General features: G+C 34.4%; 17 protein-coding genes. 9 read left to right on the forward strand and 8 right to left on the reverse strand.

The genetic code is table 11. The features are described from left to right. Positions 1-80: 80 nt before the first annotated feature. From NST63_RS18385 to NST63_RS18400, 4 genes are all read right to left on the reverse strand, one after another. Positions 81-3,032, reverse strand: a complete 2,952-nt coding sequence (locus tag NST63_RS18385; protein WP_341043325.1) for an ATP-binding protein — start codon at positions 3,030-3,032, stop codon at positions 81-83. A 14-nt stretch (positions 3,033-3,046) separates the two neighbouring features. Then, the gene (locus NST63_RS18390; protein WP_341043327.1) at positions 3,047-4,276 is read right to left on the reverse strand and encodes a metallophosphoesterase family protein; all 1,230 of its coding nucleotides are present in this window, start codon (positions 4,274-4,276) and stop codon (positions 3,047-3,049) included. A gap of 137 nt (positions 4,277-4,413) precedes the next feature. Then, positions 4,414-5,667 carry an ABC transporter permease gene (locus NST63_RS18395; RefSeq protein ID WP_341043329.1) on the reverse strand — a complete coding sequence of 418 codons (1,254 nt, stop codon included), beginning with the start codon at positions 5,665-5,667 and terminating at the stop codon, positions 4,414-4,416. Continuing rightward, positions 5,660-6,559 (reverse strand): ABC transporter ATP-binding protein, encoded by a 900-nt coding sequence (locus tag NST63_RS18400; RefSeq protein WP_212942503.1) that lies wholly within the window; start codon positions 6,557-6,559, stop codon positions 5,660-5,662. Before NST63_RS18400 ends, NST63_RS18395 begins: the two co-directional genes overlap by 8 nt. Before the next feature lie 208 nt (positions 6,560-6,767). Between NST63_RS18400 and NST63_RS18405 the strand changes: the two genes are divergently transcribed. Both NST63_RS18405 and NST63_RS18410 read left to right on the forward strand, forming a co-directional pair. Beyond that, complete coding sequence (locus NST63_RS18405; RefSeq protein ID WP_058004730.1) at positions 6,768-7,484, forward strand: TerC family protein; 717 nt, start codon at positions 6,768-6,770, stop codon at positions 7,482-7,484. 103 nt (positions 7,485-7,587) lie between these two features. Continuing rightward, positions 7,588-7,773, forward strand: a complete 186-nt coding sequence (locus NST63_RS18410) for a YhzD family protein (RefSeq protein WP_212942506.1) — start codon at positions 7,588-7,590, stop codon at positions 7,771-7,773. 141 nt (positions 7,774-7,914) lie between these two features. Here NST63_RS18410 and NST63_RS18415 read toward each other — a convergent pair whose 3' ends face one another. Next, entirely contained in the window at positions 7,915-8,700 is a 786-nt protein-coding gene (locus NST63_RS18415) for an enoyl-CoA hydratase (RefSeq protein WP_341043334.1), read from the reverse strand. 320 nt (positions 8,701-9,020) lie between these two features. Beyond that, positions 9,021-9,659, reverse strand: a complete 639-nt coding sequence (locus NST63_RS18420; protein ID WP_212942510.1) for an NAD(P)-dependent oxidoreductase — start codon at positions 9,657-9,659, stop codon at positions 9,021-9,023. 185 nt (positions 9,660-9,844) lie between these two features. Here NST63_RS18420 and NST63_RS18425 point away from each other — a divergent pair, with 185 nt between their 5' ends. Beyond that, positions 9,845-10,279 (forward strand): Rrf2 family transcriptional regulator, encoded by a 435-nt coding sequence (locus NST63_RS18425; protein WP_071976806.1) that lies wholly within the window; start codon positions 9,845-9,847, stop codon positions 10,277-10,279. A 302-nt stretch (positions 10,280-10,581) separates the two neighbouring features. Here the strand turns inward: NST63_RS18425 and NST63_RS18430 are convergent, their stop codons facing one another. Both NST63_RS18430 and NST63_RS18435 read right to left on the reverse strand, forming a co-directional pair. After that, entirely contained in the window at positions 10,582-11,448 is an 867-nt protein-coding gene (locus NST63_RS18430) for a Cof-type HAD-IIB family hydrolase (protein ID WP_058004725.1), read from the reverse strand. A 996-nt stretch (positions 11,449-12,444) separates the two neighbouring features. After that, complete coding sequence (locus NST63_RS18435; RefSeq protein WP_071976805.1) at positions 12,445-12,798, reverse strand: YlbF family regulator; 354 nt, start codon at positions 12,796-12,798, stop codon at positions 12,445-12,447. A 184-nt stretch (positions 12,799-12,982) separates the two neighbouring features. Between NST63_RS18435 and NST63_RS18440 the strand changes: the two genes are divergently transcribed. From NST63_RS18440 to NST63_RS18465, 6 genes are all read left to right on the forward strand, one after another. Next, positions 12,983-14,371 carry a YheC/YheD family endospore coat-associated protein gene (locus NST63_RS18440; protein WP_341043338.1) on the forward strand — a complete coding sequence of 463 codons (1,389 nt, stop codon included), beginning with the start codon at positions 12,983-12,985 and terminating at the stop codon, positions 14,369-14,371. Next, a complete protein-coding gene (locus tag NST63_RS18445; protein WP_071976803.1) occupies positions 14,334-15,416 on the forward strand; it encodes a YheC/YheD family endospore coat-associated protein in 1,083 nt (360 codons plus the stop codon). The genes NST63_RS18440 and NST63_RS18445 overlap by 38 nt, the downstream gene beginning before the upstream one ends. Before the next feature lie 58 nt (positions 15,417-15,474). Continuing rightward, on the forward strand, positions 15,475-16,824 hold the full coding sequence (locus tag NST63_RS18450; protein ID WP_071976802.1) for a YheC/YheD family endospore coat-associated protein: 1,350 nt from the start codon (positions 15,475-15,477) through the stop codon (positions 16,822-16,824). Further along, positions 16,821-18,017, forward strand: coding sequence for a YheC/YheD family endospore coat-associated protein (locus NST63_RS18455; protein WP_341043342.1), 1,197 nt, complete (start codon positions 16,821-16,823; stop codon positions 18,015-18,017). Before NST63_RS18450 ends, NST63_RS18455 begins: the two co-directional genes overlap by 4 nt. A 44-nt stretch (positions 18,018-18,061) precedes the next feature. Beyond that, positions 18,062-18,280 carry a DUF5342 family protein gene (locus NST63_RS18460; RefSeq protein ID WP_071976800.1) on the forward strand — a complete coding sequence of 73 codons (219 nt, stop codon included), beginning with the start codon at positions 18,062-18,064 and terminating at the stop codon, positions 18,278-18,280. A gap of 96 nt (positions 18,281-18,376) precedes the next feature. Further along, positions 18,377-18,568, forward strand: coding sequence for a hypothetical protein (locus NST63_RS18465; protein WP_071976799.1), 192 nt, complete (start codon positions 18,377-18,379; stop codon positions 18,566-18,568). Positions 18,569-18,615: the final 47 nt, after the last annotated feature.

An 18,615-nucleotide genomic window follows, 5' to 3' on the forward strand; every position in this document is an offset into this window, starting at 1 on the left:
AAGTCATCTCATCTAATAAATGCAGAATTGAATTTTTATATGCTACCAAGCTTCATTCCATTGGAAGTCTTTCATTGTTTTTATTTTACCATGGAATATGTCTCTTTCTCATTTAATACGAAAATTTGATTCTCAGAAAATAAATCCAATATATGTTCATGGCAAGTAAAAAAGAGAACTTGAGTTGACTTACTCATTTCTAATAGAATTTGAATGATTCTTTTCGTACGATCCCTATCGAAATTAACAAATCCATCATCAATAATCATTGGGAATGGATATTCATCTTGTAAAACCTGAACTAAAGCTAATCGTAAAGATATATATACTTGCTCAGTAGTGGCTTGGCTAAGCTCCTCAGGATCAAACATGATATGGTCGGCCCTCTCAATCTTTAATTGACCTGATTCTTTGAAGTGGAAATGAATATATTGTCCATCTGTTAATTGATTGATATAGTATTCAGCCGTTTCTAATACCTTCGGAAACCGTTCATTTTTCATCCGCTCCATCGTTTTAGCAATCATTTGTTTAGCTAATGTAAGCTTTGCCCATTGTTTCGCCTTCATATTAAACAATGACTTCAGATGATAAAATTCATGTAATTTCTCGGTGTAGACTCCCCCATCTTCTAGGAGATTAATTTCATAATTGACTTCTGCCAGTCGTTTACGTAATACTTCTAACCGATTTATAATTGTGTCGACCCGATCCTGATTCTGAAGTAATTCATTTTCAATCACATCAAAGGATTCGAATGCAGAGGTAGCCTTTAAGCTTTCTTCGTTTATTTGCTTACTAAGCATTTGAAGGCTGTTTTTTAATGCCAAATACTCTTCGTGTTCCTTACCTTTCTTTCTAAATTCTTCCTGATGCTCAGCTCCTGCATCAGTCAAAAGTTGATTTAGTGCATCCTTTAAAGAGGTTGATTCATTTAGCCATTTTATATATTCATGTTCTATTTCATCCATTTTATTTTTCATTTCACGATGCAACAAACGATGGTCTTGTTCGTTTTTCAATAAACTTTTTAAGTGAATAATTTTTTCATCATTTGCTATATTCTCTAATCCAAGCGCTTGCACTAAGTCATTTAACTCATTTTCCCATTTAGAAACTTTTTGAATTAGCAAATTAAGCTGAGCTTCATTATTTGCTTGATTATGAATCATCTTTGCAAGTTCGGAAAGGATATCAAAAGCATCTGGCAATTGCTCTGAGGAAAATCGATCATGTAACCGAAGCTGGTGTCTAATTCCATTTAATTGATGCTCATTATCTTTCCACTTTTTATTCCATTCAGACAAAGCTTCCATTTTTTCTGTAAATCTAAATTGTTGATTTTCTATTTGAAGAATAAGTTCTTTCCACTGACTTCGAAGGTTTTGTTGTTCTTCATATTTAGGCCTTCTATCTGCTAATTGGTTCATTTCATCCAATATCTTTTCTGCTTTTTTTAACAGCTGTCGTTCGCTGCTATCATGGTTGTGTTTTTTCCTATTTTTATTTGTCCAAGCAGTATAACTTAAGACGATCAGCCCTATTAGCGCTCCTGCCATCGATAAGTAATGCATGGTTGTAAGACTCCAAAGAAAAAAACCACTAAATAAAAGATAAAATAGCATCGTTGCCAAGTTGCTTTCTTTTTTTCCTTGATCTTTTGAGAATCTGATTAACTTTAATTGATCCTGAATTTGTTGATATTCATTCTGTAACTGATTATATGTTTGTTGTTGATCGGATAATCGTCTAAACTCTTCTTCACTTAAAAGCTCGGATTCAATCCGATCACATTGCATTTCCAATTCCGTTTGTTTATTTTTTTCTATTTCTAGATGCTGTTCAAGTTCATCCTTTTTGGATTTTAAATAATAATTATCTTTTACTGTTGTTCTAATTTTATCTTTCATGTCGATACTGAGATCGACGGAAGGAAGTTGTTTCAAATCTTCTTCTTGGTAATACACATTCCTACTTAAAAGGGAGATTTGTTCATTCCATTTCCTTTGCTCTTCTTTTCGTTTGATCAATTCTTCTTGCCATTGAAGTACTTGTGGCCATTTTTCCAAAATCAATTGAATTCTCGACTCATTTTGGACAATTAATTGATTTGGAGCTAATAACTGAAGCTCCTTTTCATATTCAGCTTTTTTAACTTTAAGTGCTTGTAATTGGCTATTGGTGATACGGAGTTGCTCATCCAATTTATCCATCCGATGAATCCCATCAATGGGAAAATGTTTTTGCTTTATTTCTTCTATTCTTTTTAATAATTGCTTTCTTTCTTGGATGAATGGCCAATCCTGTTTTAATCGTTCTAGCTTTCGAAGCTGTTTTTCGAATTTCTTTCCTTCACCCTGCATATGCTCTATTTCCTCTAGCAAAGTATGAAGTTCTTTTTGCAAATTTTCATATGTTTCATTATGCTGCATGCTTTTTTTCAGATCTTTCTCTTGATGTTTTATTGTTTGCAGCATCATATTGAGTACTGGTTTTCGACCACTTGGTTTAAATAATTGATCCAGTTCTTTTTGCAACTGTTGTTCCGTCTTGACAATAATATCTGTTCCAATGGTCCCTGCTGCGAGGAGATAATGACCAATATCTTCTCCTTTTAATTGGTTAACTCCTTGAAGACCATGAATATTAAAGGAAAAAATCCCCTTAAACATCGATTTATCCATATTCTTAAGGAGTTGCTTAAGAAACTCTTCCCCTTTTGTTGTTCCATCAGATAATGTTACGACTACATTACCAGTTGCTTTCCCTCCAACCCTTTCAACCAATATCTCACCGTAATCCTCTGTTTCCAATAGTAGATTTCCACCATATTTTGAACCACGTTTCGGTTCATAGCGAAGCTCTGACTGCTGCTTTGTAGGGAATCCAAATAAAATAGCATGAATAAAGGCCATTAAAGTTGACTTTCCTGCTTCATTTTCACCATATAAAACTTGAAGAGAACTTGAAAGAGACAACCGAAAATCAGTTAATTTTCCAAAACCATATATATGTATTTGCTTAATGTTCACGCGAATTTCCTCCTCTATGAATTGGAATGGACCAATTCAAAAACCAATTGTTCGGCTTCTTGCAATAGATTTTTCTTTTCATGTTCTGTCATCTTTTCTAAATAGCGACTGCTATATGGATTTCCATACAAGTCTTCTAAAGCCTTTTCAAATGATTCTTCTTGAGTTAATTCTGCAAGAGTTTGTTCCAGTTCATTTTTAAAGGTTGGTTCAATTACTAGTTGATCTTTTACATGACAATTTACACTAATTGTCCAGACAAAGGATTCCTCATACTCCTCTCCATCTTGAAGAGCTTCCAATAATTCACCATTCTTTATTTTTTCAATTGCTTCTTTCTCAAGCATTTCAATATTTTTAATGGTCATTTCGAGAAGTACACCCTGTGATGAAGAACGTTGATGATTCATTTCTTTTCTGCATAAAAGATATAAATCAGAGAACGTTCGAATCTTTGAAGCATCAATACTTATGTCACTCCAAAGAATATCTGCTGTTTCTATATGACTTAAAGTGGTTTCATGGGATGATAGATTTACTACTATACAACCTTTCGATCCTTTCTCCTTCCGATTCCGCCCTTGAATATTACCTGGGTACACAATATAAGGATGATGATCTTGGTGGAGAAATTGCTGCTTATGAATATGCCCTAATGCCCAATAATCCATTTTCTTCTCAAGTAACTCACCAATTGTAAAAGGTGCATAGGGTTGATGATCTGAGCTCCCACCGTCAACATTTCCGTGAAGCATTCCGATATGAAAATCGGCAGGTTCAATTTTTTTATATTCATTGATTCTTTTCTCTGTTACATGTCTTTCCGGATAACTGAATCCATATATATGGACTCTTTGCCCTTTTTTAGTAATAAACGATTTCATCTCTACACTAGATGAAAAAACATGAACATTACTTGGCATGTCAATCGTTGTCCAATTTCCACCTAGATGATCATGATTACCATGAAGGATAAATACTTCTATTCCCGCCTGCTCGAGCCTTATCATTTGCTTTCTAAGTCTTGCTTGAGCTTTTATACTTCGATCCTCTCCATCATAGAGGTCACCTGCTATTAAAACGAAATCCACCTTCAAAGATATTGCATTATCGACAATTTTAATGAAAGATGCAAACGTACTTTCCTGAATTCGATTAAGAATCGTTTTGGGTAAGTATTGTAATCCGATGAATGGACTATCTAAATGGAGATCTGCTGTATGGATAAATTGAAGTTGGCTCATTTCACCATCCTCCTAAACGAATATATGTTCTTAGGATAATTATAAACGATTTTATAAGATTTTAAAGGGGATTGCTGTAAAAACAAACGTAAAAATGGGCTATCCAACAAGAAAGGAGGATAGCCCATTCAAATTCTTTATTTATTTTTTGATAACTGAAGTGCTTTTTTTATATTTTTTAATGAATTAGACTTTCCATACATAAGAACCCCACCGCGATAGATTCGAGCTCCAATAGATGCCATAATAATTATCGACACGATCAGAACAGCAACCCCGGATAAGCCAACCCACATTGGTAAGTCTAACATCCCTACACGCAAAAACATAAGCATTGGTGTAAAGAAAGGGATATAGGAAGTAACTGTAACAAATCCCGCTGATGGATTGTTTAATCCAGACATAGCAATAAAGAAACCAATCATAATTAAAAAGGTCATTGGCAACATCATTTGCTGTGCGTCTTCAATACGACTAACAAGAGATCCTAAAAATGCTGCTAATGTTGCATATAATAAATATCCTAATAGGAAAAATACAATAGCGTAGATGATTGTTGAAACTTTAATATCAGAAAAACCAAAAACCTCGAAGAAACCGCCTTTTAACTCACTTAAGTTCTGTTTAATTGTAAAATATGCGACTAAAAGCAAGACAGCCATTTGGGTAATTCCAAGCAGGGCAGCCCCAATAATCTTGGCAAACATTTGTTGTGTAGGAGATGCACTCGAAATAAGAATTTCCATTACACGAGATGCTTTTTCTGTTGCTACTTCCATCCCAACACTGCTTGCATAAAAAATGACTGAAAAATAGATCACGAAAAGAAGAATATAAACGAGTCCACGAGCTTGGGCAAGTTCTTCAGAAGATTTTGCATTATTTTCGAGACTGACTTCTTTAAACACAATTGGGCTATTTAGAAGTGCCAGCTTATCAGCTGTTAAATCTAATTGGGATGCAGCCATATCTGATTTCACAGCTTGCAAGGCCTGTGATAATTGACTGGATAATTCAGTATTTGTAAGTGTAGGGGCTTTATACGTTGCCTCTGGCAAATTAGATTGATCCATTGATATCGTGATTAATCCATCATACTCACCAGCATTCACAGCTTTTTGTAACTCTGCCTCACTTTTGCTTTCTTTAATAAGTTCGATATCTTTATTTGTTACTTTTAATTGTTTTTGAAAAGATTGAAATACTGAATCTGTTTGATCGAGAACGACAATTTTTTCTTTTGAATCACCACCGGAGAATAAATCAATGATTCTGTTCATATTTCCTAAAATTAACACACCAATAAGCATAATAATTGATGTAATAATAAATGATTTAGATTTTAATTTTGAAACATAGGAATGACCTAACATGACACCAAACTTATTCATAGGAAGCACCTACCTTTTCAATGAAAATATCATTTAACGATGGTTCCTCTAATTCAAATTTCCTCACAAAGCCTTTTCCATTAATTTGATTCAAGATTGTTTGCGCCGTATCTTCACTTGATATTTGTAAATGCATTCCCTGTGCAGTTTTTTTCGTTTTTAAAACACCGGGAATATCTTGTAAAAACATAAGATCAAAATCGGCATGAATCGTGACATTTTTCTTTCCAAATGATTTCTTTATTTCACGTAAACTTCCGTGAACAACTGGCTTTCCATGATGCATAATACAAAGATTTTCACATAGCTCTTCAACATGCTCCATCCGATGGCTGGAAAAAACGATGGTTGCTCCATTATCCCTCAAATCGGTAACAGCAGACTTTAATGTTTCCACATTTACAGGATCCAACCCACTGAATGGCTCATCCAGTATAAGTAATTGAGGTTTATGGAGAACTGAGGCAATAAATTGGATTTTTTGTTGATTTCCTTTAGATAATTCCTCTACTTTTTTATCTATGTATTCTGGAACATTAAACCGATCTAACCAATAGTTTAATTCTTTCAGAGCTTCATTTTTGTCCATTCCTCTTAAGCGGGCAAGATAAATTAATTGGTCTCTTACCTTTAGTTTTGGATATAGTCCTCTTTCTTCAGGCAAATAACCAATAAAGGGGCTAGTGGAATAATCAATTTTTTTACCATTCCACGTAATATCTCCTTCTGTTGCGTCCATAATCCCCAAAATCATTCGAAAGGTTGTTGTTTTTCCTGCACCATTCGCACCTAAAAAACCAAACATTTCCTTTTCTGGAATAACGAGAGAAAGATGATCAACTGCAACAAATTGTCCAAATTTCTTTGTTACTTGATCTAAATTTAATGTCAACTTAGTTTTCCTCCTTTTTCTAACCACTTATCTTTTATACGTAAAAAGTCTTAAAAGGTTCCATTAAATTCTACTCCATTTACTTTTCTAGTTATTTATCCAAACATTTTCTAGTCTATCTATAAAAAATATATGTTAATATAATAATAGATTAATATGGTAGATGGATGAAAAGAGACTTTATATAAACCAGGAGATGGGAAAAAGAATGGAAAATATTTTTCCAATTGGACTAGCACTTTCAACTAGTTCTTTACTAGTGTTACTCAAAATTATTGCAATAGATATTGTATTATCCGGGGATAATGCCGTAGTTATTGCCATGGCTACGCGAAATCTACCAAAAGAACAACAAAATAAAGCGATTGTATGGGGTACTGGTGGAGCAGTAATATTACGTATTATTTTTGCGATCGTCATTGTACAGCTATTAAAAATCCCATTCGTAGAAATTATTGGAGGACTTCTTCTTATTTGGATCGCCTTCAAGGTTCTTGTAGGGGATGAAGAAGATGTTCATGTAAAATCACAAAGCGGAGTATTAAAAGCAATTGGAACCATTATCTTGGCTGATGCAGTCATGAGTTTAGATAATGTGGTTGCACTAGCTGGTGCAGCTGATAATCATATTGGATTAATAGCTATCGGGGTCATGATTAGTATTCCTGTCATGATTTTCGGCTCGAAAATGATTGTAAAAGCAATGAATAAATATGCTTGGATCGCTTATATAGGTTCAGGTATTCTTGCTTGGACAGCAGGAGAAATGTTAATGAAGGAAGAAAAGCTCCTTCACCTTTTAAATATTTCTCATGGACCAATCACATATATTATAGCAGGAATCATTACAATTCTCGTTTTAGTCGCTGGATATACTGCTAATCGAAAAATAGCTGCAAAAAGGGATATCCAACACGTACATTAACTTGATAAGAACCATTGAATTCTTTATTAGGTGAAAAAGCCAGCATTAGGGCTTTTATATAAGCAAGCAAAACAACCAATAAAACGGATGGGGGAATTAAATCATGGCTATTTACAAATTAACTGCTTTTGAAGCAAATGGGGAAAAGATTTTAGATGAAAGCATTGAAGCAGCCAATGATCATGAAGCAAAGGTAAAAGGGGAACAGCTTCTAAGTGAAAATAATGCGTTAGAGAAAACACATCGCTGTACATCACCAAATGGAAAACTCATATTATTTCATCGTTAATAAACCCAAGAGGTTGTTGCAAAGACAACCTCTTGGGTTTTTCTCTGGGCTCTTTTCTCAAATATTGTAAAGTTTTAATTTATATATCCGGATGAAGATGGCTCCCCATTCCTCTTACTAAGAAAAGAGCTTAATTTAACATCATTCACCGATGAATTTCGGATTTCGCTTTTCTATAAAAGCTTGTATTCCTTCAAAATGATCCTTCGTGTGCCTCATTTTCCATTGTGCATGTTTTTCTAATTCCAACGTTTTTATAAGTTCCTGTAATTGTAGCTCGTTATAGATTTTTTTAGTTTGAAGCATCGCTTCAAGAGGCTTGGTTTTCCATTGATGAAGTTTGTCTTCAATAGCCATATTTACATCGTTTGCTATTTCATCAATGATTTCAGCCTTCAATGCCACCTCTGCTGTCAATACCTTTCCCTGCCAAATAAACTTCTTTGCCTTCTGTTCTCCCATCCTACGTTTAAGCAAAAAATGTCCCCCACCATCGGGAACTAATCCAATTCCAATAAAATTCATAGCAAGCTTACTCGTTGAATCTGAAATAATATAATCTGTTGCTAATGCAATACTCAAACCTAGCCCTGCCGCAGCTCCCTCAATCCCGGCAATCGTTAGTTTTGGCATAGTATACAAAGTCGTAATGAGTTGATTAATATCATCCATTACTAAGAAAAATTCTTCCTCGCCCTGGAGCTGGAACATTTCTTTTATATCTCCCCCAGATGAAAATGCCTTTCCCTTCCCCTGCAACACAACAATTTTGATGGCTTCATTTAATGTCATTTCATTAAGGCAATCCACTAGTTCTTTAATCATAACCGTATTTAATGCATTTAATGAGGTTGGCCGATTAAATTGGATAAAGGCCGTATTTCCTTGAATATTTGCATCAATAGTTTGGTAAGTTAATGATCCCATTTCTACCCCTCCGTGAATAAAAGTTATTCCTATCTTTAAGAATAACTGAATGATGATTCATTCACAACTAAAATAAAAGGCACTTTTCTCAATTTTAACTAATTAAAGTTTCACCTGATAACTATTGGCTGCAGACCGATTCACCTTTCATTTAGAAAAGAGCTGCAAACTCCATAAGAATCACTGAATCCTTTATTAGGATTTCGGCTTTTACAAAAGCAATAAACTAAAAAAAGACTTAGTTTTTTTTAGACATCCACATAACAAAATACCATTAGCTTTGAACTAACGGTATTTTGCTTGTTCAATAATTATGAAATTTATTCTGCTTCACCCACAACAGTAAATCGTTCATTTATATGTTGAGGATTTTCTATCTCATCCACTACAGCAATTGCATAGTCAGCATAGCTGATATAGCTTTCACCTATCGAATTAACAAGAAGATGATCTTTTCCAGCTTGATAAAAACCGGTTCTTTTTCCTTCTGAATCAAACATTGCTGAAGGGCTAATAAAAGTCCACGTAATATTCGATGATTCCTGCAAATCTTGTAAGTTCCGTCCTTGCCCCTTCGCTGTTGGTATAAAGATATCAGGAAAATCAGGTGTGTCCATTACTCTAATGGTTTCGTTCTCATCCACGAATAAACTTCCTGCTCCACCGACAATGATTGCTCTAGTGCTTATTCCTTTTAGTGCTTCCATTAGAACACGTCCAGCTTCCACGTGTGCTTGCTCTTCTCCAAGGGGCGCACCGAAAGCATTAACCACCACATCAAATGGTTTAATATCATCTGATGTAAGATCAAATATACTTTTTTCAATGACTGCATCAACCTTTTCTTTTAGTTTAGATGCATCTCTTATTATTGCTGTTACTTGATGACCACGATTTACAGCCTCTTTTAATATTAGATTTCCAGCTTTTCCATTTGCACCAATAATTCCTATATTCATTCTAAGTTCCTCCTGTTTTAAATTGTAACCACATTGATTACATGTAATCATTTTAGTTACAATATTCACATTTGTCAACTTTAAAAAGGGTTTTATATTCGGCATTTCAACAGCTTAATACACTTGTAACTGTGCTCATTACAGGTATAATATGTAGATAGAGCTTTAAAGGAAGGTGAAAAAACTTGTCTATTAGTAGTCGGTTTTCCGTAGGAATTCATATTCTGGCTTTAATTGAAATAAATAAAGATGGAGTCAGTACTTCAGAATTTTTGGCTGGAAGTGTAAATACGAATCCAGCTGTAATAAGAAAAATTATGGGAATGTTAAAAAAGGCGGGCTTAGTTAAAGTACAACCTGGTATTGCTGGTGCTTCTTTAGCGAGAGACTTATCAACTATAACTTTGCTTGATGTGTACCAAGCCGTTAATGTTGTGAAAGAGGATGAATTGTTTAGTATTCATGAAAATCCAAATCCTGATTGTCCTGTCGGACGAAATATTCAAAGCACAATTGGGCCGTTATTTACATTAGCTCAAACAGCTTTAGAAAAAGCACTAGGAAGTGTATCAATAGGAGATGTAGTAAAGGACATCCTTGAAAAGGAGAAGCAAATTTGAAAAAGTAATGAACCTTCCTTCTTACTCATAATACATTTAATATTAGGTTATAGAGGGGACTCCTTATTCTGGTCAATATATCGAAAAAGGCACGATTCTCCTATTGAATCGCACCGTTAATGAAGAAAATTTACCTTTAACTGATGAAGCATATCAAAATGTTTAACTGCCAGTATCGGATGAAAACTCAATCATCGTTACTATTTAAAAATAAAGTTTTAATAATAAATTTAGGGTTAAAAACCGCCAACCCCTTCATTTCATTGAGAATGGAGCAGAAACCTTGCAAGTACCTTCTCTTACTATTTTATTACATTCATTTTTTTCAAAAAGTCGATCGGTTGCTGCTTGCGAAAATGTTCTTTAACCATATAGGATACTCCATTCTCATTATTCGAACGAGTTATCCAATCAGCGGCCCGTTTTAATTGAGGAGATGCATTTCCCATCGCAACCCCAAGACCTGACCACTCAATAAGTGGAAGGTCATCTTTACCTGATCCGATCATCACGACTTCATCTCTTTGAATATTGAGGCGATCGCAAAGGTACAAAACTCCCTTCAGTTTTGAAGTTCCATTAGGGACAATTTCTAATATGTGTTCATCATTTTCAATACAATCCACCTCATGAAACATTTCTTGAATAGCTTTTTTGGCGTCAATCATATCGATGTCATTCATAAAACGTACTTCTATTTTAGGTGGTGAGACCGGTGTTTCAATAAGTTTATCTAATAAGGAATCAACAAATGTTTCAGAATAAGAAAAACGATTGACTGGTTGAATAACAAATTTACCCATAAGATTAGATGGGGTTCTTTGTTTATTTGCAATCGTGTATCGTTCATGCACTAATTTTATTTGACAATTAAAAGCCTCTAAAAAACGCACTAAATCATGAGTAACATTTTCATTAATTCTCTTCACCAAAATCGGTTTATCCCTATCTCGTGCTACAAACGAACCTTGATGCGTGACAAGGCATGTATCAAGATGCAATTCCCGAGCTATTCTAGTAGCAGACGAAAAGTTTCTTGAAGTTACTAAGGTTACCTTGATCCCTTTTCCAATAGCTAATTCGATTGCTTCCTTTGTTGCTTTATTTAAACGACCGTTGTCTTGCAACAAGGTACCATCAATATTTAAAGCAAGCATTTTGTAAATCATAGATGTTCCCCCTTTAGCGGATGACTAACCAGAATGATTCAATATGCATTTTATCCTTTCTATAGTTTTATGAATGGGACAAATCAGATAGAACAAAAGCTTAAAGAAAAGGGATGCGCCGTAAATATAGGAATAGAATTGAATTTTATCTCTTCCTTTATTTTTTTAGTAACATATATTTGCTTTTGTACAGACCCTACTATCAGCTATTACACCTAATAATCTCTTCAGTTCTTATAATAGCTTTCAGGTAAATAAATGGATATGAGGGCCTTTTTTATTACTATGAAAAGAACCTGTTTCCCTTTTTGGGAATTTTATTTGTTCTCTTTGGTCACCTTGGATCGGCAGTTTCGTACTTTTGGGGATTTATTTGCTTTTTAGGTTACCCTGGATCTGCAGTTCCCTCCTTTTGGGGTTTCATTTGTCCCATTTGGTTACCCTGGATCGGTGGTTTGCTACTTTTGGGGTTTCTTTCGTTCGCTTTTGTTACCCTAGATCGGCGGTTTGCTACTTTTGGGGTTTCTTTCGCTCGCTTTTGTTACTCTGGATCACCACTTTCCTCCTTTTCGGGATTCTTTCGCTCGCTTTAGTTACTCTGGATCAGCGTTTTCCTCCTTTTCGGGTTTCTTTCACTCGCTTTGGTTACCCAAATCGGCACTTTCCTCCTTTTCGGGTTTCTTTCACTCGCTTTGGTTACCCCGGATCAGCGTTTTCCTCCTTTTCGGGATTCATTCACTCGCTTTGGTTACCCAAATCGGCACTTTCCTCTTTTTCGGGTTTCTTTCACTCGCTTTGGTTACCCTGGATCAGCGTTTTCCTCCTTTTTGGGTTTCTTTCGCTCTCTTTGGTTACCCTGGATCAGCGTTTTCCTCCTTTTCAGGATTCTTTCACTCGCTTTGGTTACCCTATATCGGCGGTAAATAAAAAAAGAATTGGGATTACCCCAATTCCTTTCTTGTCACGTGTGAGTGTTTATCTTTTTATTTAACTACATTAGCGCTGCATTGAACCATATAGTTCATCTAAAGGTTTCATAATAATTTTATTTAATTCATTGATTGCCATGCTCATTCGTTGCTCAGCTTCCATCAGCTGAACAATTTTTGGACTTTGTTGTACTTGGGCAGCTACAGTTTGCGCTTTTTGTACCTCTTCTTCAGAAATATCTTGGCCTGTCATTTGTTTTTCTTGTAAACTCATCTGAATTTCCCTAAATCCATCAAATAAATTTTTAGCAAAAGCATCTTGTAATACAGCTTCATACATTGCTTTTAAATGTTTATATTCCGCACCATTTCGTAATGCCTTTTCTAATTCATATGCATAATCATAAAGATTTGTTGCCATTATTAATATACCTCCTTGGAATTCATAAAAAAAGAAACTATAGTTGCACTATACCAAAGTATGGCAATCAATGCGAATTTGATACATATAAAAATGTAATATGAACCATCTGGGCATTTCTCTCATATGATAACCTCAAAGTCTAATTGTATGATTGATAATCATTTGTAAACGGGGTCTGTTTATGATGTATCAAGTAATGATTCATCCATTACTATCTTTAACTGACGAACATCCAATCATTGAAATTTCAGATGAATTACTAGTAAACTTAAATATACCTCTTAAGGATAAAATTACAATCCAACTTGGAAATGAAACCATAATAGCAAACCGAAAAAAATCAAACCTCATGAACAGTAAAGAAACGATTCTTTTCAATCAAGCATGTTTTCAAAAGGCAAAGATTCCATTTCTTCCTCTAAAACTTCAAGCAACAAGTCATGAACAAATTTTACTATTAGGACCAGTTATCGCAATCATTACTGAAATTAAAAAGAAACCAAATTTGGAAAATCTATTTCCAACAATTCGATCATTTTGTCAAGAATTACATGAATATAGCCAACAAAACGGAGGCTTGGTTTATGTTTCAAATTTAACCCGATTTCCCCAAAGTGGATTTCATTTTGATGGCGAGCAATGGGTAGAGGGAGAAGTGCCTAAATGTAATATTATCTATAATAGAATTCATAACAGATTGATCGAAAACAAGCTAGGTTTTCAAAATCTAAAACAATTATGGAAGGATAATCATATTCTTTTATTCAATGATAGCTTTCTTTCCAAAAAGCACGTATTCGACATTTTAAAAAAGAAAAAAAATCTTCAAACCTTCCTTCCAGATACCGTTATTTTTTCTGAAGCAATGTTATTTAAATGGATATCCACACACTCAGATGTCTATATAAAGCCTAATATGGGAAGCCAAGGTCGTTTTATTATTCACTTTTTTATTAAAGATGGCCAGTTTTATATTGAACAAACATCCTTTTCTGATCAATTACAGCATTCGTTTTCAACACTAAAAGATGCTAGTGAATTATTAAAAAAATGGATTGGAAAAAGAGATTTTATTATCCAACAAACCATCCCTTTTATCAAAATAAATAATCAAAAAATTGACTTCCGTATTCTCTGTCATAAAAATTCCCAGCATCAATGGACAGTTACCTCTACGGTTGCCCGGTTATCTGCCGAAAACCATTTTGTATCAAATATTGCTCAAGGTGGATTCATCAGTCGTCCTGAAAGTATATTGTTATCTATCTTTAATCCCAAAAAAACAGAACAAATCTTTCATTTAATGAGAGAGCTAGCCCTTGAATCTGTAAACACACTTAGCAATGAGGCAAACGGTTTAATAGGAGAACTTGGTGTCGATATAGGTGTAGATATGGATGGAAAGCCTTGGCTTATCGAAGTAAATTCCAAACCATCCAAGCTAAGGGATGACAGTAATCCACGATTTCGCCCATCAACAAAGGCGATATTTCAATACTGCAAGGCATTATGGATAGAAAGGAGTCACTTGAATGACCAATCTAGGAATTTTAACGATGACACCATCTGAAAGTCATCTTTATTTTAATGAAATGGCAAAAAAAGCTCAGAATTATAACATCGTCTTATACTTATTTTCGCCACTATCTATTGATCCTTCAACATTAATGATTAAAGGCTATCAATTTGATTCTTTGGAAAATAAATGGAATGAAAAGAATTTCCCCATTCCTAAGTATTTATATGATCGGTGTTTTTATGGTGAGGACCGTAAATCGACTGAAGCACAAGCAGTTGTATCCTGGTTAAAATCACAACCTAATATAAACTTTTTAGGATATGGCCTACCAAATAAGTGGAGATTGTATGAGGAATTAAAAAAAGAGCCCACTATTTCTCCCTATTTACCGTTAACAAAAAAAGTTGCAAATGCTGAACAAGTGTTAGCTGAATTAAACATGCACAAAGAAATTATCTTAAAACCTATTAACGGCGCTCATGGTTTTGCTGTTTATTCGTTTAAAAAAATCGGTAAATCCATTAATGTACGTACTACAAAGAAAAATAGAGTCATAGAAAAGCTATTTGAAAGTAATGATAGCTTTGACACATGGTTAGAAACTTTATTGACGAAGCAGATTTTTATCATGCAACCACGAATCAATAATCTCAATAAAATGAAAGAGCCATTTGATCTTAGAATACTAATCCAAAAGGATGAAGAAGGAAAATGGAAAGAGATAGGAAGAGCCATTCGTTGTGGAGAAAAGAATGGGATCCTAACAAATTTAAGTGCAGGAGCCAATATAATCCCCTTTCATAAATGGAAAGAGATGAATTCAAAGCTTAATCATTCATACATCGAACAGGAGCTTAATGATATATTGAAGCATTTGCCAACTAAACTAGAAGAAAAATTTCATCCTCTTTTTGAATTAGGGATAGATATTATTATCGCCAATGATCAATCACTTTGGATATTAGATATGAATTCAAAGCCTGGTAGAAAAATCATCCAATTAACGGAGCCAAATACTTTAGATACACTTTACTCAGCTCCTCTTGCCTATTGTTCTTTTTTACACTCACAAATCAATCATGCCATATCTAATTAAAATCCTTATTTCGAATACTGCTTAAAAGAACCCATTAAATTTAAGCGAGGTGCCTTAGATGCCTAAACGCTATAAAATCGAATTTTTTGAAGAGAAAGAACTGGTTTATTATTATCCTAATAACATTTCAATAGAACCAAATGCAGTTGTTTTCGGTTCAAAAAAGGCTGAAATTATCGGCAAAAAACAACCTAATGGACGGAATACATTATCAATCAGTACTGGATTAGCCAAACAACTAACGATCCCAACTTTTCTCACTTCAATAACTATATTTCAATCAGATTCCTCCCTCATATTTGGTCCTTTAGTAGGTATATTTACATCGGGCTTTACTAATTTTTCTGTTAAACCGATTGGGGGACGCTCAAACTTATTTTCAAAGCTTTTATCTCTTCATTCATCTGTTGGTGTCGTTCCATTTCTCTTTGGTGAGCAGCATATTAATTGGGAGAATCAATCGATTGAAGGACATTTTTATCATAATGGGAAATGGATTCAATTGACCGTTCCATTCCCTAACGTCATCTATGATCGTCTTCCAAACAGACGAAGTGAAAAGTTGAAGACAACACAAAAAGTAAAGGAAAGACTTGAAAAGGACTTTTTTATCCCTTGGTATAATCCGGGATTTTTCAATAAATTAGATGTATATGAACGATTATTTAATGATCGGAAAGCACTCTTGTATTTACCTGAAACGAGTCCATTTACATCCTTCCATCAAGTTGAACGAATGCTCTCAAAATATGGGCAGGTGTATATTAAACCTATTAATGGAAGCTTAGGGCTTGGTGTTCATCAGGTTATTTATGATCGAAAAACCAATCATTACTATTGCAGATACCATGATACCGTTAATCATTTATTAAAATTCACTTCCTTAGAATCACTAATTAATCATGTATTTGCAAACAAAAACTTGGATAGGATGCTCGTGCAACAAGGGATTCAATTAATTCGCGATCATCGACGTCCAGTTGATTTTCGCGTTCATGCCAATAAGGATGAGAATGGTTCCTGGAAAATTAGCGCAATTGCTGCAAAAATTGCGGGAAGTGGAAGTCCAACCACCCATGTAAAGACAGGCGGCGAAGTAAAAACACTTACAGAAATTTTCCCAAAAGAGGAAGATCAAAAAAAATACAAAACTAAATTAGAACATGCAGCAATGGATTTAGCAGTGGCAATTGAGAAGCATTTAGATGGAATTATTGGTGAGATTGGCTTTGATTTCGGTATTGATAACAATGGAAATGTATGGCTTTTTGAAGCGAATTCCAAGCCTGGTCGGTCCATATTTTCACATCCTGGTCTAAAGGATTCTGATGTTTTGACAAGAAAGCTCACGCTTAGCTATGCCATTTTCTTAACGAAAAAACATATACATGAGGACCTTTTCATATGAATATTTTTTTTGACAAAAAAAGAAATGCTTTTGTCCATGATGAAGAACAGTCACCATTTTTCTGGGGAGCACAGGATGAGCTCCTCCCTCTTTCTAACGAAAAAAATGAATTCACGTACAAATTTAAATTACTGAAAACCAATCAACGAGTTGGCCCATTAATAGGTGTATTAACCAGTAAGACTAAAAATGGCCATGTTGCAGGAAATAAAGATTTATATGTTAGTTTACAAAAAAAGCTACAATTATCTGGAGGACTTTCTTTTGTTTATACTTTAGATGATATTGCGGAAAATTTCATCAATGGATCATTTTATGTGATAGAGGAAAAGAAATGGGTTCAAGCGACATTTCCATTTCCTAATATCATCTATAATCGAATATCACTTAGATCGGAAGAAAAGACTGAGCAATTTTTAAAGCATAAACTAGAGGCAATGAATCAAAAGTGTTTCTTTTTCAATCCTTCCTTTATCGATAAGTTCTCCATGTATCAATTGTTTAAAAAAAATGCATATCTCCGACCTTTACTCCCCGAAACTAGCTTAATAAAAGGGCAGGAGGAATTTCAAAATTTTTTAACACTGCATCCTAAAGCATATATAAAACCAACCATTCGTTCACAAGGAAATGGGATATTTTTAGTGAAGAAAGAGGGAAATGGAAGCTTTTTTTATCAGAAGGCTGAAACCAAAAAGCAGTTTGCTTCTTTTCAAGATCTATGGAACCATGTGGAAAGCACATTACAAAAATATCCATTTATTGCACAAAGAGATATCGAAAGTGCCAAAATTGAAAATAAGAAATATGATTATCGAATACTTTCCCATTATTCGAATAAAGAGTATCAATTAACTGGAGTAGGAATAAGAACAGCTGATATCAATCAAATTACGACCCATGTTTCAAAAGGTGGATCGATTATCCCTTATAAACAGGTTCGTAAAGCATCACTTGAAAAAGTTTTTCATTGGATACTTCAAGAATGTGGAAAGTCACTTTCAAATGAATTTGGAGATTTCCTGGAATTCACTATTGATCTTGGGCGTGATGACAGCGGAAAGCTATGGATTTTTGAGGTAAATGCAAAACCTATGAGTTTTGATGAAACCGAAATTGAAGAAGCTAGAATACAGGCATTAGTTCATCTCTTTTATGAAAAATCTATATTTGCCCCTGAACCCTCAATTTAATTAAGCTATAATAAAGAAAACATTATAATTTCGGGGGAATTTCTATGATTCAGCATTTTCAATTTCAATCACTATATAAGCACGAACAATTGCCTGGCTGGAATATTTCGTTCTATTTTAATAAAGAAAAAATGGAGGGAATCTACCATCCAGATGGTCGAATTGAATGGCAACAGCGATATACTTTCGATGAAGGTGTTGAAGAAAAAATTAAAGGACAAATCCACGAGTTAATGCTTTATCATGTCTATGATAACCGTTAATCATTACCATTATATTGAATGTATGTTTCCACCACATGCCTGCTCAAACTAAAAATAATGATGATTTTTTCATTTTTATTTTTAGGAGGAGATCACATGGCTAGAAAGAAGGAATCAGAATTTTTACCAGATACACATTATGAAGGAAAAGACCAAGTTTATTTAGATGTTGATCGTATGGTGAATGAAGGAATGTCAGGAGGCTCTGTCCATATGCGTGAAGACTCAACAAATATTGAAGAAGCCGTTGACTTTTTCCCGGAAGATCCTCCAAAAGAAATAGAATAAAAAGAAGGTGATCACTATTGATCACCTTCTTTTTCTTTGAAAGAATC

Source organism: Heyndrickxia sp. FSL W8-0496, assembly GCF_038007825.1.
In the GTDB taxonomy this organism is placed as follows: Bacteria; Bacillota; Bacilli; order Bacillales; family Bacillaceae_C; genus Heyndrickxia; species Heyndrickxia oleronia.

What these genes read in the sequence shown, in the direction of transcription:
- NST63_RS18465 (WP_071976799.1), top strand. Translation starts at nt 18,377, where the DNA reads ATGGCTAGAAAGAAGGAATCAGAATTTTTACCAGATACACATTATGAA.
- NST63_RS18440 (WP_341043338.1), top strand. Translation starts at nt 12,983, where the DNA reads ATGATGTATCAAGTAATGATTCATCCATTACTATCTTTAACTGACGAA.
- NST63_RS18455 (WP_341043342.1), top strand. Translation starts at nt 16,821, where the DNA reads ATGAATATTTTTTTTGACAAAAAAAGAAATGCTTTTGTCCATGATGAA.
- NST63_RS18435 (WP_071976805.1), bottom strand. Translation starts at nt 12,798, where the DNA reads ATGGCAACAAATCTTTATGATTATGCATATGAATTAGAAAAGGCATTA.
- NST63_RS18420 (WP_212942510.1), bottom strand. Translation starts at nt 9,659, where the DNA reads ATGAATATAGGAATTATTGGTGCAAATGGAAAAGCTGGAAATCTAATA.
- NST63_RS18410 (WP_212942506.1), top strand. Translation starts at nt 7,588, where the DNA reads ATGGCTATTTACAAATTAACTGCTTTTGAAGCAAATGGGGAAAAGATT.
- NST63_RS18415 (WP_341043334.1), bottom strand. Translation starts at nt 8,700, where the DNA reads ATGGGATCATTAACTTACCAAACTATTGATGCAAATATTCAAGGAAAT.
- NST63_RS18395 (WP_341043329.1), bottom strand. Translation starts at nt 5,667, where the DNA reads ATGAATAAGTTTGGTGTCATGTTAGGTCATTCCTATGTTTCAAAATTA.
- NST63_RS18430 (WP_058004725.1), bottom strand. Translation starts at nt 11,448, where the DNA reads ATGATTTACAAAATGCTTGCTTTAAATATTGATGGTACCTTGTTGCAA.
- NST63_RS18405 (WP_058004730.1), top strand. Translation starts at nt 6,768, where the DNA reads ATGGAAAATATTTTTCCAATTGGACTAGCACTTTCAACTAGTTCTTTA.
- NST63_RS18390 (WP_341043327.1), bottom strand. Translation starts at nt 4,276, where the DNA reads ATGAGCCAACTTCAATTTATCCATACAGCAGATCTCCATTTAGATAGT.
- NST63_RS18450 (WP_071976802.1), top strand. Translation starts at nt 15,475, where the DNA reads ATGCCTAAACGCTATAAAATCGAATTTTTTGAAGAGAAAGAACTGGTT.
- NST63_RS18460 (WP_071976800.1), top strand. Translation starts at nt 18,062, where the DNA reads ATGATTCAGCATTTTCAATTTCAATCACTATATAAGCACGAACAATTG.
- NST63_RS18445 (WP_071976803.1), top strand. Translation starts at nt 14,334, where the DNA reads ATGACCAATCTAGGAATTTTAACGATGACACCATCTGAAAGTCATCTT.